Below are 12924 nucleotides of genomic sequence, written 5' to 3'. Positions count from 1 at the left end.
GATGCACCGTGCTTCCTCCCTTCCGGACTAAACGACCTGCGTCGTCATCACCGTCGGTCCCGGAATTCCACCAGGTCAGTCCCTGTCAGCTTCAACAGGGAGTCGCGGACTATAACCGCCGGTTCGGAATTTCACCGACCCCGGAGCACGTATTTCTTCGTACGAGTGTATCCAACGCGTCTACGGCGCGGATATTCCCGCGTCGTCGCGTGACGAGTGTGCCCGGTACGCAACTCAGGCACGCGCGCCGGCACAGGGGCGAACAGCCCCGGGGTTAAAGGGGCTCGGCGCGCCGCGTAGGTCGAGTTGCCTGAATTGCGCACAGGATGTGGGACTACCGGCGAGTGCACAGATCGGTCATCGGGTGCCTCGGCAGCAATCTCGAGCGGCAGTATCGCCGGATGCATCCCACCCGCGCGATTTCCCTATCTGGAGAGCTGGTCGCCACGCGCCAGCAACTCCTCCGCATTGGAGCCACAGTTCGCGGACTGGCCGCTGCCGTCCATCGCGGCGAGATCATACGTGTGCGGCGAGGCTGGTACGCCCTGCCGGGCCTCGATCGCGCGACGGAGCGTGCGGTTCGCATTGGCGGCAGGGTCGGCTGCGCGTCGGCTGCTCAGCACTACGGTGTGTGGGTCGGGCCGCACGCCGGGTTCCATGTCGCCATGCGCCACGAAGCATCCCGAATGCGGGACCCGCTCGACCGGTTTGCACCCCTCCATCACACCGACCGCCATGGATGCGTGCTGCACTGGTCGACATCCCTCTCGGGTGGCACTGCCAGCCACGTGTCGCTGGCCGACGCGCTGGCTCAGATGGTGTCGTGTCAGCCATCGGAGCTTGCGATAGCCGCGGTGGACAGCGCGCTCAACCAGCAACTCGTGTCGACTGGCGATCTTGACCGCATCTTCTCCAGTCAGCCGCTGTTTCGCAGTCGCGTCGACGGTCGGTGTGAGTCGGGTCTGGAATCGATCACTCGACTCATCGCCGACGATCTGGGGTACAGCGTGCGCACGCAGGTGTTCTTTGCTGGTATCGGCCGGGTCGACCTCGTTGTCGCTGAGCGCGTGGTTATCGAGACCGACGGGCGCCTCGGTCACGACGATCAGGTATCGCTCGCCCGGGACTACGCTCGCGATGCTGCACTGGCTGCGCTCGGATTCACCGTTCTGCGATTCAACTATTTCCAGGTGATGCACCAGAGGTGGATTGTGGAGAGTGCCATTCACGGGGCAGTTGCCGCCCGCCGTCGCGAGTAGCACCTCACCGCCGGCACCCCGGCGTCGGTTCGCAACTCAGGCAACCCGCTTCTGGCGTCGTTCGCAATTCAGGCAGATCGTGACCGATCTGCTCGAAAAGCCCTGAATTCGGGCGGATGCTGAGCGCGATCATGCGTTCAGTGCCTGAGTTGCGTGCGCGTGACCGTGGGGCGTGCCTGAGTTGCGAACAGTCAGGAGAGCAGCGCGGGCAGTTCGGAGAGTGAGTGAATGACGGCAACCCCGTGCGCCGCCGCCTCGGCCAGATCCTCCGGGGTCGCGATCCTCGGCCGGTCGATCCAGATGCCGCGCATGCCAGCCTTGGCTGCGCCGATCGCGTCGGTGTGAAGGCGGTCGCCGACGTACACGCAGTCGGACACCGGCACGCCGAACACGGATGCCGCGTGCTCGAAGATGCGTGCGTCGGGTTTGGCAGCACCGACATCCCCACTCGCAATGACGTGCTCGAAGCGCCCCGTGACGGCGAGGGCGTCGAGCTTGCCGAGCTGGAACCCGAGCTCCGCGTTCGTGATGATGCCGAACCGGCGGCCGGCAAGGGCGTCGAGCATGGGGATGGTGTCGTCGTGCAGTCGCCAGGCCTTGGCGTACTCGTGGAGGTAGCGGCCGAACCACTCATCGGCGACGACATCGTCGCCGAGGTCGAGGCCGTACGGCTCGACGAAGCCGCGGGCGCGTGCCCGCCGCATGTCGAGGTAGGCGAGCTCGCCGCGAAGGTAGCGGTGGTAGTGGTGCTCCTCCAGCGCGGTCCAGCGCGCGAACTCGGTCGCCTCGTCGGCGGCGGCCATAGCACCGCCTGCCGCATGGCGGTGCGCGGCCACTCCGGCGCGCACCGCCGCGGTGTGGGCGAAGATCATGTCGTCGAGGTCGAACAGCACGACGGAGGGCGCTGCGGTCACAGTGGCCACCCCTCGACAGGCTCGCGGGAGTCACCGGCGTTGAGCTCCGCCAGCCAGGCGTCGTGCAGCCGGTCGCGGATGGCGAGGTGCGAGCGGCGGGTGCCGAGGAAGGCGAAGCCGTTGCGCTGGGCGACGAGGCCCGATGCGTGGTTGCCGGCCACCGCATCCCATCGCAGTGTGGTGAGGCCGAGGTCGCCGAACGCGTACTCAACGACGAGGCCGAGCGCCTCAGTCATGATGCGGCGCCCCCGCAGGGGTGCGCCGAGCCAGTAGCCGAGCTCTGCCACCGCCGGCGAGTGGAGGCGCAGCTCGATCGTGCCGGCGAGCGCGCTGCCGGTATCCGCCGCCCGGATCGCCCACAGCCGAATCGTCGAGCTGGTCGCCGCATCGCTCGCGTACGGTCCGGTGAAGTACTCGGCGTCCGACCTCGTGTACGGAACGGGGATGCGGGTGTAGCGCTGCAGCTCCTCATCGCGGCAGAACTCGAGAACGGCATCCGTGTCGGCGGGCGTGATCGCATCGAGCGTCAGGCGCTCCGACTGGATGACGGGAGTGCTCATGCGCGTGGAAGGAAGCCCATGCGGTCGAAGGCCTTCGCGAGTGTCGCGTCGGCGATCTCTGCCGCGCGGTCGGCATTGCGGGCGAGGATGCGGTCGAGCTCTGCCGGATCGTCGAGCAGCTCGAGGGCGCGCTCGCGGATCGGACCGAAGGTGCCGGTGACGACCTCGGCGAGCCCCTTCTTGAAATCGCCGTAGCCGCGGCCCGCGTACTCGGCCTCGAGCGAGTCGATCGACTGGCCAGAGAGCACGGAGTAGATGGTCAGGAGGTTGGAGATGCCCGGCTTCTGTGCCGAGTCGAATCGCACCGAGCCGTCGCTGTCTGTCGTTGCCGACATGATCTTCTTCGCGCTCTTCGACGCCTCCTCGAGCAGCCAGACCACGCCCTTCTCGTTCGAGGCCGACTTGCTCATCTTGTTGCCCGGCTCCTGCAGGTCGTAGACCTTCGCCGTCTCCTTCTGGATCTGCGCCTCGGGCAGCAGGAAGGTCTCGCCGAAACGCGTGTTGAAGCGGTTGCCGAGGTCGCGGGTAAGCTCGATGTGCTGCCGCTGGTCCTCACCGACCGGAACCACGTTCGCGTCGTAGAGCAGGATGTCGGCCGCCTGCAGCACCGGGTAGGTGAACAACCCGACGTTGGTGCCGTCGGCACCCTGCTTCTGGGACTTCTCCTTGAACTGGATCATGCGGCTCGCCTCACCGAAGCCGGTGATCGTGTTGAGCAGCCAGGCCAGCTGGGTGTGCGCCGTCACGTGCGACTGCACGAACAGGATCGAGTGGTCGGGGTCGATGCCGGCGGCGATGTACTGGGCCGCGGTGCGCCGCGTTGCCTCGCGGAGGGCGGCCGGATCCTGCGGAACCGTGATCGCGTGGAGGTCGACGACGCAGAACACGGCGTCGTGGGTGACCTGCAGCTCCTTCCACTGCAGGAGAGCCCCGATGTAGTTGCCGATGTGGAGGGAGTCAGCGCTCGGCTGCATGCCGGAGAACAGGCGGGGCTTGGTGCTCATGCCCTCTAGGGTATCGACCAATACGGGCCAAGCCCGTCGAGGGCCCGCTTCGCCGACTAGAAGCCTAGAAGATGTCGAGCCAGACGGCGGGCGGCTGCACGATTGACCCGTCCTCGAGCTGCACGAGGCACACCGCCGCCAGGCTCTCATCGTTCACCACAATCGTGCCGCTGACTGCCAGTGCGTGTATGCCGTCTAGCGCCAGAAGCTCCTCCTGTTCTGAGTACTCGAGAACGAGGCGGTCCACGTCCGCCGCGGAGTTCGTGTCGACGCTCATGACGGCGGTGCCGTCTGCACTGAACAGCAGGGCGTCAGGGCTGCGGGCGAACTCCTCAAGCGACCGCACCCTCATCTCGCCGGCGACCTCGATCAGTGCACCGTATTCAGCTGCGTAGCTCAGAAGGCGTTCGCGACAGCCCTGCTCGGCAACCAGGTGCTCGGCGGCGATCGCCGCCTGCTCATCGGCCGCGCGCTGGGCCGACACGTTGTACAGCGTGAGGGAGATCGCGGCCGCGACAGCGATAATCACGATCACGATGACTATCGCCAGTCGTCGTCTCGGTGTAGCGCGCTCGTTGGCGTCGGTCATGGGGCAAGCATGCCAGTTCTGGCGTTCTAGAGCGCGTAGTCGACGACTACTGGCGCGTGGTCGCTCCAGCGCTCCTCGTACGAGGCAGCCCGGTCGACGGTGTAGCTGGAGGCCTTCTCGGCGAGGGCGGGCGTCGCCACCTGGTAGTCGATGCGCCATCCGGTGTCGTTGGGGAATGCCTGGCCGCGGGCCGACCACCAGGTGTAGGGGCCGTCGACCTCGCCGGCGAAACGGCGACCGACGTCGACCCAGCCGAGTCCGGGGCCGACTGTGCCGTCGACACCGGTCACCTGCTCGCCGGCTGGCCCGAAGAAGCGGTCGAAGTAGGCGCGCTCCTTGTCGAGGAAGCCGGCGCTCTTGCGGTTGCCCTTCCAGTTCCTGATATCGAGCTCGCGGTGCCCGACATTGAGGTCGCCCATGACGACGGCGAGCGGGTTGTGGGCCTGCAGCTCTGGCAGCCGCTCGGTCATCGCATCGAGGAACTTGTACTTCTCGACCATCGACTCCGGCTTGTCGACGTTGCCGGAGTGCACGTAGGTGCTGACCACGGTGACAATGGCGCCGCCGTCGATCTCATAGTCCGCCTCGAGCCAGCGCCCCGCGCTGTCGAAGTCGTCGGCGCCGAGCGTGACGCGGTGGATGCTCGCCTTGCGTCGCGAGGCAAGGGCGACGCCGGCGTAGCCCTTCTTGGTGGCGGCGTCATGGAGAACATCCCATTCCGGCCCGAGCAGCTCCTGCAGGATCTCGGTTGTCGCCCGCACCTCCTGCAGCGCGAGGATGTCGACGTCGCGCTTCTGGAGCCAGTCGGCCATGCCGTTCTTGAAGGCGGCACGCACGCCGTTGACGTTGACAGAGGCGATGCGAAGCGGTTTGGCCATGCGATCGATCCTAGTTACGAGGTACGACGGCGCCGGAACAGCCGGCGCAGGCCGCGGGGGTTGCGCTCTGCATCCTCCTTCTCCGCCGCCTCGCGAGCTTCATCGATGGCGCGCTGTCGTGACTCCGGGTCGAGCAGGATGCCGCGGTCGGCGACGTCCACCGCGATCCACGATGCCCCGATCAGGATCACCTGGCAGCCGACGTTGAACAGGATGAGGAGGCCGGCGATCACCGCGAAGGGCGCGATGAGCGGATTGTTGCTCGCCCCGCTGATGACTACCGTTCCGAGCAGCTGGAGGGCGGTCAGGCCCGCTGCGCCGATGAGCACACCGTGGCCTAGCCTGCTCCAGGGGATGGGAATGCCGGAGAGGAACCGGTAGAGGGCGACAAGGATGACGATGCCGAGCCCGAACATGAGAACTGCGGTGACGATGCGGCCGACCACGAACGCCAGGTCGGAGTCGCGCATGTCGATGAGACCGAGCAGGAAGCCCGATGCCTCGGTCGAGGCGATGGAGAGGCCGACGAATGCCAGCACGGCCAGCCCGAAGCCCGCGCCGACCGCGAGGTCGAGGAGCTTCAGCAACAGGAAGTTCGTTCTCGGGCTTGGCAGGTTGAAGATGGTGCGCACCGAGGCGCGTGCGGAGTCGAGCCAGCCGAGCGCGGTGACGAGGAGGCCGATCAGGGCAATAACGGCGGCGAAGGTGAAGGAGCCGGCCGAGAGCAGCACCTGCGGATCGATCGCCCCGTCGCCGTTCTCGTCCTGGATGAGGCCAGGCACGACGTCGGAGATCGCCGAGACGATCTGCTCCCGCAGCACGATGTCGCCGGAGAGCACGATACCGGCGACGGAGAAGCTCACCCAGAGCGCTGCGAAGCCGGCGAAGAGACCCTGGTAGGCGAGGCCCGACGCGAGGATCGGCCCGCGATTGTCGGTGTAGTTCTTGAGCACCCGCACGGCTCGCAGCTTCTGGATCCAGCCACTGATCGCCTGGATCCTCGCTATGAACGGCGAGGGCGTCTTTGCGGGGCGAGCGTCAGCATCCGTGGCCATCATCCGAGGATAGCCAGCGCTGCTGCGCGAGGCTTAGGGCTTGCCTCGAAGAACGGCGGCCTTGACCTCGGCGATGGCCTTGGTCACCTCGATGCCGCGCGGGCAGGCCTCAGAGCAGTTGAAGGTGGTGCGGCAGCGCCACACGCCCTCTTTGTCGTTGAGGATGTCGAGGCGCACCTGGGCGCCCTCGTCACGGGAGTCGAAGATGAAGCGGTGCGCGTTGACGATCGCCGCTGGCCCGAAGTACTGGCCGTCGGTCCAGAAGACCGGGCAACTCGAGGTGCACGCGGCGCACAGGATGCACTTCGTGGTGTCGTCGAAGCGCTCGCGCTCTGCCACCGTCTGCACCCGCTCCTTGCCCTCCTTCGGCTTGGAGGTCGCCATGAGGAACGGGTTGATCTGCCGGTACGACTCGAAGAAGGGCTCCATGTCGACGATGAGGTCCTTCTCCAGGGGAAGGCCCTTGATGGCCTCGACGTAGATGGGCTTCGAGATGTCGAGGTCTTTGATGAGGGTCTTGCAGGCGAGGCGGTTGCGGCCGTTGATGCGCATGGCGTCGGAGCCGCAGATGCCGTGCGCGCACGAGCGGCGGAACGTGAGCGAGCCGTCCTGCTCCCACTTGATCTTGTGCAGGGCGTCGAGGATGCGGTCGGTCGGGTACATCTCGACGTCGAAGTCCTGCCAGCGCGGCTCCTCATCCACGTCCGGGTCGAAACGGCGGATGATGAGGGTGACCGTGAACGACTGGATGGCCGCGATGGGCGCAGGGCCGGACTGTTCTACGACGGCGGTGGACATCAGTACTTCCGTTCCATTGGCTGGTAGCGCGTGATGACGACGGGCTTCCAGTCGAGCTTGATGTGGTCGCTGGCGTCGGCGGAGTGCGGGTCGCCGGTGAGGTACGCCATCGTGTGCTTCATGTACTCGGCGTCGTCGCGCTTCGGGTAGTCGTCGCGCATGTGGCCGCCGCGGCTCTCCTTGCGGTTGCGGGCAGAGAACACCACGACCTCGGCGAGGTCGAGCAGGAACCCGAGCTCGATCGCCTCGAGCAGGTCGGTGTTGAAGCGCTTGCCCTTGTCTTGGATGGCGATGTTCTTGTAGCGCTCGCGAAGGCGGAAGATCGTGCCGGTCACCTGCTCTAGCGACTCGTCGGTGCGGAACACCTGGGCGTTGCGGTCCATCTCGTCCTGCAGCTCCTTGCGGATCGCAGCGATGCGCTCTGTTCCGGTCGAGTCGCGCAGCGTCGAGACGAGGTCGCGGATCGCCTTCGCCGGATCCGCGGGCAGCGGTGTGAAGTCGACCGTCGCCGCGTACTCCACGGCGTTGTTTCCGGCGCGCTTGCCGAACACGTTGATGTCGAGCAGTGAGTTCGTGCCGAGGCGGTTGGAGCCGTGCACAGAGACGCAGGCGCACTCGCCCGCGGCGTAGAGGCCCGGCACGACCGTGGTGTTGTCGCTCAGCACCTCTGCCTTGACGTTGGTGGGGATTCCGCCCATCGCGTAGTGCGCCGTAGGCATGACCGGCACGGGCTCGTAGACCGGGTCGACGCCGAGGTAGGTGCGGGCGAACTCGGTGATGTCGGGCAGCTTCGTCTCGAGCACCTCGGCTCCGAGGTGGGTGCAGTCGAGGTAGACGTAGTCCTTGTGCGGCCCGCCTCCGCGGCCCTCTGCGACCTCCTGCACCATGCAGCGGCTGACGATGTCGCGCGGTGCGAGGTCTTTGATGGTCGGGGCGTAACGCTCCATGAAGCGCTCGCCCTCGCCGTTGCGCAGGATCGCGCCCTCGCCGCGGGCACCCTCGGTGAGGAGGATGCCGAGGCCGGCGAGTCCGGTGGGGTGGAACTGGAAGAACTCCATGTCCTCGAGGGGAAGGCCCTTGCGCCAGATGATGCCGACGCCGTCGCCGGTGAGGGTGTGGGCGTTGGATGTCGTCTTGTAGATCTTGCCGAATCCGCCGGTGGCGAAGATGATCGCCTTCGCCTGGAAGACGTGCAGCTCACCGGTTGCGAGCTCGTAGGCGACGACACCGGATGGCTTGTCGACACCATCGGGGCCCGGCGTCATCACGAGGTCGAGCACGTAGAACTCGTTGAAGAAGTTGATGCCGTGCTTGACGCAGTTCTGGTACAGAGTCTGCAGGATCATGTGCCCGGTGCGGTCGGCGGCGTAGCAGGCGCGGCGCACCGGCGTCTTGCCGTGGTCGGCCGTGTGGCCGCCGAAGCGACGCTGGTCGATCTTGCCGTCGGGCGTGCGGTTGAAGGGAAGGCCCATGTTCTCGAGGTCGAGCACGGCGTCGATGGCCTCCCGCGCGAGGATCTCGGCGGCATCCTGGTCGACGAGGTAGTCGCCGCCCTTGACGGTGTCGAAGGTGTGCCACTCCCAGTTGTCCTCTTCGACGTTGGCGAGTGCCGCAGCCATGCCGCCCTGTGCCGCCCCGGTGTGGGAGCGAGTGGGATAGAGCTTGGAGATGACCGCGGTCTTGGCCTTCGGTCCGGCCTCGATGGCCGCACGCATGCCAGCCCCGCCCGCGCCGACGATGACGACGTCGAACTGGTGGTAGTGGATTCCGTCGACGACCTGGCCGTCTTCGAGCTGATCAGACCCGACTGTGAGCGTCGTCATGCTCACTGTGCCGCGCACAGTTCTTGCAGGCCGGTCGAGGCCGGGTCGCCGATGCAGGGGTCGAACGTTGTGAGCACAAGGGTTCCCAAGATAAGGAGGATGGCGGTCGAGATGCCGATGGCACCAAGGAGGAGCTTTCGAAGTCGCGGGGTGTTCGCGTAGTCGTTGACGATCGTGCGCATGCCGTTCGCACCGTGGATGAGCGCCAGCCAGAGCAGCAGGGTGTCCCAGACCACCCAGAACGGCTGGGCGAGCTTGCCGGCGACGAAGGCGAAGTCGATCGCCTTGACGCCCTCGCCGGCCACGACGTTGACGAACAGGTGCCCGAAGATCAGCACGACGAGGATGATGCCGCTGAATCGCATGTAGATCCAGCCCCACTTCTCGATGTTGAAGCGGCGGGCCTTCTGCTGCACCGGGGTGCGGGGGGAGTCGATCGTAGTCATGGCCTATGCGCCTCCGAAGATGTGCATCAGCTGGCGGGGGATGAAGCCGGCCAGCAGCACGAGCCACAGGCCGATGACGACCCAGAAGATCGCCTTCTGGCGGCGGGCGCCGAATGCGGTGAAGTCGATGAGGATGATGCGGAGGCCGTTGAGCGCGTGCAGCCCGATCGCTGCGACGAGGGCGATCTCGCCGAGGCCCATGATGGGCGTCTTGTACGTGCTGATCACCGCGTCGTAGGCCTCCGGGCTGATGCGCACGAGCGAGGTGTCGAGGATGTGCACCAGAAGGAAGAAGTAGATCGCGACGCCCGTGATGCGGTGCAGCACCCACGACCACATTCCCTCGCGACCGCGGTACACGGTTCCAGCTGGGCGTCTCGGCGTCACGATGCGCGGAGTGCGCTTCTGCGCCGCAATTGAACGCGCCGTCTCAGTAGTCACGAGAGGGCCTCCTTGCGGGGTTTAGCGCCGCGCGGCGGCGTTGACCGGTGGGGTCGATAGCGGATTCCAGTCTACGTCGAGTGTGTGGCTGCCGCTTCCACGCAGGCCTCGAAATAGCTCGATATCGAGACAGTTTCCTGCTGGCAGACCGGGGCAACCCCCTATGGTTGATGCCATGAGCGGCAAAGCGAGCGGCCTCGAGCGGTTCTACAGTGTGATCCCTGCTGGAGGCATCGGCTCCCGGCTCTGGCCGCTCTCTCGGGCAGAAGCTCCCAAGTTCCTCCACGACCTCACGGGTTCCGGGCACTCGCTGCTGCGCGACACCTGGGATCGCCTCGCCCCCATCGCCGGCGGTGACCGTGTCATGGTCGTCACCGGTCGCGCCCACCGCGCCGCCGTCGAGAACGACCTGCCAGACCTCGAAGACCACAACGTCGTTCTCGAGAGCGAGCCGAAGGACTCGTCGGCGGCGATCGGCCTCGCTGCGGCGATTCTCGCCCGCCGCGAGCCCGACGTCATCATCGGCTCGTTCGCGGCCGACCATGTCATCAAAGACAACCGGGCGTTCATGCGCGCGGTGCGCGAGGCCGTCGCAGCAGCGGATGCGGGATACATCGCGACCATCGGCATCGAGCCAGACGACCCGGCGACCGGGTTCGGCTACATCCACTGTGGTGGTGCGCTCGACCTGCATGGTGCGCCGTCGGCTCTGCTCGTTGACAGCTTCGTCGAGAAGCCAGACCTGGCGACGGCGCGCTCCTACCTCGCCTCTGGCGACTACCTCTGGAACGCCGGCATGTTCATCTCCCGCGCCGACGTGCTGCTCGAGCAGCTGGGCAAGGCGCAGCCAGAGCTGCTGGCAGGCCTGCTCGAGCTCGCCGAGGCATGGGACACACCGCGCCGTGGCGCGGTCGTCGACAAGGTCTGGCCCGGCCTCCGCAAGATCGCGATCGACTACACGGTCGCAGAGCCCGCGGCTGCCGAGGGGCGGCTCGTGGTCGTGCCCGGCCACTTCTCGTGGGATGACGTCGGCGACTTCGCGTCCATCGCCAAGCTGCACGCGGGCGGGCGCAAGGCCGACCTCGCGATTCTGGGTCGCAACCGCCGCATCCTGGCCGATGACGCGACCGGCGTCGTCATCAGCCAGTCGAAGCGCCTCATCACCCTCATCGGCGTGGAGAACATCGTCGTCGTCGACACGGAGGACGCGCTGCTCGTCACGACGACAGCTCACGCCCAGCGGGTCAAGTCGGTCGTCGACGCACTCAAGCTCGGTGGAAGCTCCGACGTTCTGTAGGCACGCGGCCCGGTAGCCTTGAGGCATGAACAGCCCAGCCGCCGAATACCTCATGCCCGGCGGTCGCGCCTCGATCTCCGCGCTGCCCAAGGTGTCGTTGCACGACCACCTCGACGGTGGGCTCCGGCCCCAGACCGTCATCGACCTCGCAGCGGAGATCGGCTACGAGCTTCCGCACACCGACGCCGCATCGCTCGCGAAGTGGTTCGTCGCCCAGTCGTCGAGCGGCGACCTCGTCGAGTTTCTCAAGACCTTCGCCGTGACCGGCGCTGTCATGCAGACGCCGGCGCAGCTGCACCGCGTTGCCCGCGAGTTCGTGCTCGACCTTGCCGCCGACGGCGTCATCTACGGCGAGGTGCGCTGGGCGCCGGAGAACCACATCCTCGGCGGCCTCAGCCTCGACGAGACGGTGGATGCCGTGAGCTCCGGTCTCGCCGCTGGCGTGGAGGAGGCGGCGGCAGCCGGCCATGAGATCCGCGTCGGCCAGCTCATCACCGCCATGCGCCACGCGGACCGCGGGCTCGAGATCGCCGAGCTCGCCGTTCGACACCGAGAGAACGGCGTCGTTGGCTTCGACATCGCCGGGGCAGAACTCGGCTTTCCAGCGGCGAAGTTCGCCGATGCATTCGACTACCTCGCCAAGAACTACATGCCCGTCACAATCCACGCCGGCGAGGCGGATGGCGTGTCGAGCATCGAGGGCGCCATCTTCGACGGCCGCGCCCTTCGTCTCGGCCACGGCGTTCGCATCGCGGAGGACATCGAGATCGACAGCGAGGACGACGAGAACTCCTACGTCACCCTCGGCCCGGTCGCGCAGTGGGTCAAGGATCGCGAGATCACCCTCGAGATCTGCCCCGTGTCGAACCTCTTCACCAACGCCGCCGGAACGACAGAGCTCGCCGACCACCCGTTCGACCTGCTCTACCAGCTCGGCTTCCGGGTCACGGTGAGCCCCGACGACCGTCTCATGACCGGCACGACGATCAGCCAGGAGCTGTCGATGCTCGTCGACACCTTCGGCTACGACCTCACCGACCTCGAGGTCTTCCAGCAGAACGCGGCGGCATCGGCGTTCCTGTCGATCGACGACCGCGAAGAGCTCGCCGACCGCATCGCCGCCGGGTTCGAGCAGGCATAGTGCCCCTTCCACCGCTGCCCACCGAGGCGATCGTGCTTGGCGCGACCGTGGCGGACTGGCGTGCGGCGGTGCGAGTGGCGGGGGACGCGCTCGTCGCATCCGGTGCCGCCCGGCCAGGGTACGCGGCGGAGATGATCCGCATGATCGAGGAGCACGGCCCCTACGTCGTCATCGCCCCTGGGCTTGCCCTTGCCCACGCGCGGCCGGGGCCGGAGGTGCTGGCCGACGGTCTCGCCATCGTGACGCTCGCAGCGCCGGTCGACTTCGGGCATCCGCACAACGACCCGGTGCATGTCGTGCTCGGCCTCGCGATCAAGACGGCCGACGAGCACCTCGCCGCGGTGGCCGGCCTCGCCAACGTGTTCAACGACTCCACTGCTATCGAGGACCTTGCCGCCGCCACCTCGGCAGCAGCGGTGCAGCGCATCATGGGCGGTGGGGCGTGAAGATCGTCACCATCTGCGGCGCGGGAATCGGCAGCTCCGGAATCCTCAAGGTCAACGCCGAGCGCGTGCTGCAGCGGCTCGACATCGACGCAGAGGTGGTCGCCGCCGATGTCTCGTCGATCGCCGAGGTCGCCGCTGACGCGCAGGTCATCCTCACGTCTGCCGAGTTCATCGATGCGATCGGCCCGACGTTCGCCGATGTCATCGTGGTCGAGAACTACTTCGACACTGCAGAGCTCAGCGCGAAGCTCGAGGCGGCACTGGGCTCATAGC

15 protein-coding genes and 1 riboswitch are annotated in these 12924 nt (G+C 66.8%); of the genes, 5 read left to right on the top strand and 10 right to left on the bottom strand.

Annotated elements, in window-relative coordinates; translation table 11 throughout:
• Window positions 1-5: 5 nt before the first annotated feature.
• Window positions 6-152, bottom strand: a riboswitch (FMN riboswitch).
• 249 nt (window positions 153-401) lie between these two features.
• Window positions 402-1259, top strand: coding sequence for a DUF559 domain-containing protein (locus AC14A7_RS04660; RefSeq protein ID WP_484006721.1), 858 nt, complete (start codon window positions 402-404; stop codon window positions 1257-1259).
• Window positions 1260-1450: 191 nt separating this feature from the next.
• Here the strand turns inward: AC14A7_RS04660 and AC14A7_RS04655 are convergent, their stop codons facing one another.
• The 10 genes from AC14A7_RS04655 to sdhC all read right to left on the bottom strand — a co-directional run bounded on the left by AC14A7_RS04655 (window position 1451) and on the right by sdhC (window position 9743).
• On the bottom strand, window positions 1451-2182 hold the full coding sequence (locus tag AC14A7_RS04655; RefSeq protein ID WP_484006720.1) for an HAD family hydrolase: 732 nt from the start codon (window positions 2180-2182) through the stop codon (window positions 1451-1453).
• Window positions 2170-2733, bottom strand: a complete 564-nt coding sequence (locus AC14A7_RS04650) for a GNAT family N-acetyltransferase (RefSeq protein WP_484006719.1) — start codon at window positions 2731-2733, stop codon at window positions 2170-2172. Before AC14A7_RS04650 ends, AC14A7_RS04655 begins: the two co-directional genes overlap by 13 nt.
• Complete coding sequence (trpS, locus tag AC14A7_RS04645; RefSeq protein ID WP_484006718.1) at window positions 2730-3737, bottom strand: tryptophan--tRNA ligase; 1008 nt, start codon at window positions 3735-3737, stop codon at window positions 2730-2732. Before trpS ends, AC14A7_RS04650 begins: the two co-directional genes overlap by 4 nt.
• Window positions 3738-3801: 64 nt before the next feature.
• Complete coding sequence (locus tag AC14A7_RS04640) at window positions 3802-4326, bottom strand: hypothetical protein (protein ID WP_484006717.1); 525 nt, start codon at window positions 4324-4326, stop codon at window positions 3802-3804.
• A gap of 26 nt (window positions 4327-4352) precedes the next feature.
• The gene (locus tag AC14A7_RS04635) at window positions 4353-5204 is read right to left on the bottom strand and encodes an exodeoxyribonuclease III (RefSeq protein WP_484006716.1); all 852 of its coding nucleotides are present in this window, start codon (window positions 5202-5204) and stop codon (window positions 4353-4355) included.
• A 14-nt stretch (window positions 5205-5218) separates the two neighbouring features.
• Window positions 5219-6259: a YihY/virulence factor BrkB family protein gene (locus AC14A7_RS04630; RefSeq protein WP_484006715.1), complete on the bottom strand. Its 1041-nt coding sequence runs from the start codon at window positions 6257-6259 to the stop codon at window positions 5219-5221.
• 33 nt (window positions 6260-6292) lie between these two features.
• Window positions 6293-7057 (bottom strand): succinate dehydrogenase iron-sulfur subunit, encoded by a 765-nt coding sequence (locus AC14A7_RS04625; RefSeq protein WP_484006714.1) that lies wholly within the window; start codon window positions 7055-7057, stop codon window positions 6293-6295.
• A complete protein-coding gene (gene sdhA, locus AC14A7_RS04620; protein WP_484006713.1) occupies window positions 7057-8880 on the bottom strand; it encodes a succinate dehydrogenase flavoprotein subunit in 1824 nt (607 codons plus the stop codon). The genes AC14A7_RS04625 and sdhA overlap by 1 nt, the downstream gene beginning before the upstream one ends.
• A gap of 2 nt (window positions 8881-8882) precedes the next feature.
• Entirely contained in the window at window positions 8883-9326 is a 444-nt protein-coding gene (locus AC14A7_RS04615; RefSeq protein WP_484006712.1) for a succinate dehydrogenase hydrophobic membrane anchor subunit, read from the bottom strand.
• Between the two features lie 3 nt (window positions 9327-9329).
• Complete coding sequence (sdhC, locus tag AC14A7_RS04610) at window positions 9330-9743, bottom strand: succinate dehydrogenase, cytochrome b556 subunit (protein ID WP_484006724.1); 414 nt, start codon at window positions 9741-9743, stop codon at window positions 9330-9332.
• 199 nt (window positions 9744-9942) lie between these two features.
• On the opposite strand from sdhC, the gene AC14A7_RS04605 reads away from it, so the two are divergent.
• Genes AC14A7_RS04605 through AC14A7_RS04590 form a run of 4 tightly spaced genes read left to right on the top strand, consistent with a single transcriptional unit; the run spans window position 9943 to window position 12923 of the window.
• Window positions 9943-11064, top strand: a complete 1122-nt coding sequence (locus AC14A7_RS04605) for a mannose-1-phosphate guanylyltransferase (RefSeq protein ID WP_484006711.1) — start codon at window positions 9943-9945, stop codon at window positions 11062-11064.
• Window positions 11065-11089: 25 nt separating this feature from the next.
• The gene (locus AC14A7_RS04600; protein ID WP_484006710.1) at window positions 11090-12205 is read left to right on the top strand and encodes an adenosine deaminase; all 1116 of its coding nucleotides are present in this window, start codon (window positions 11090-11092) and stop codon (window positions 12203-12205) included.
• The gene (locus AC14A7_RS04595) at window positions 12205-12651 is read left to right on the top strand and encodes a PTS sugar transporter subunit IIA (RefSeq protein ID WP_484006709.1); all 447 of its coding nucleotides are present in this window, start codon (window positions 12205-12207) and stop codon (window positions 12649-12651) included. Before AC14A7_RS04600 ends, AC14A7_RS04595 begins: the two co-directional genes overlap by 1 nt.
• Window positions 12648-12923 (top strand): PTS sugar transporter subunit IIB, encoded by a 276-nt coding sequence (locus AC14A7_RS04590; protein ID WP_484006708.1) that lies wholly within the window; start codon window positions 12648-12650, stop codon window positions 12921-12923. Before AC14A7_RS04595 ends, AC14A7_RS04590 begins: the two co-directional genes overlap by 4 nt.
• Window position 12924: the final 1 nt, after the last annotated feature.

It is taken from the genome of Conyzicola sp. (genome assembly GCF_057073975.1).
This window is presented reverse-complemented; position numbering and strand designations above follow the sequence as displayed.

Excerpts from the sequence above, each read along its gene's own strand:
- trpS (WP_484006718.1), bottom strand. The coding sequence starts at position 3,737 with ATGAGCACCAAGCCCCGCCTGTTCTCCGGCATGCAGCCGAGCGCTGAC.
- AC14A7_RS04615 (WP_484006712.1), bottom strand. The coding sequence starts at position 9,326 with ATGACTACGATCGACTCCCCCCGCACCCCGGTGCAGCAGAAGGCCCGC.
- AC14A7_RS04640 (WP_484006717.1), bottom strand. The coding sequence starts at position 4,326 with ATGACCGACGCCAACGAGCGCGCTACACCGAGACGACGACTGGCGATA.
- AC14A7_RS04635 (WP_484006716.1), bottom strand. The coding sequence starts at position 5,204 with ATGGCCAAACCGCTTCGCATCGCCTCTGTCAACGTCAACGGCGTGCGT.
- AC14A7_RS04630 (WP_484006715.1), bottom strand. The coding sequence starts at position 6,259 with ATGGCCACGGATGCTGACGCTCGCCCCGCAAAGACGCCCTCGCCGTTC.
- AC14A7_RS04625 (WP_484006714.1), bottom strand. The coding sequence starts at position 7,057 with ATGTCCACCGCCGTCGTAGAACAGTCCGGCCCTGCGCCCATCGCGGCC.
- AC14A7_RS04650 (WP_484006719.1), bottom strand. The coding sequence starts at position 2,733 with ATGAGCACTCCCGTCATCCAGTCGGAGCGCCTGACGCTCGATGCGATC.
- AC14A7_RS04600 (WP_484006710.1), top strand. The coding sequence starts at position 11,090 with ATGAACAGCCCAGCCGCCGAATACCTCATGCCCGGCGGTCGCGCCTCG.
- sdhA (WP_484006713.1), bottom strand. The coding sequence starts at position 8,880 with ATGACGACGCTCACAGTCGGGTCTGATCAGCTCGAAGACGGCCAGGTC.
- AC14A7_RS04605 (WP_484006711.1), top strand. The coding sequence starts at position 9,943 with ATGAGCGGCAAAGCGAGCGGCCTCGAGCGGTTCTACAGTGTGATCCCT.
- AC14A7_RS04660 (WP_484006721.1), top strand. The coding sequence starts at position 402 with ATGCATCCCACCCGCGCGATTTCCCTATCTGGAGAGCTGGTCGCCACG.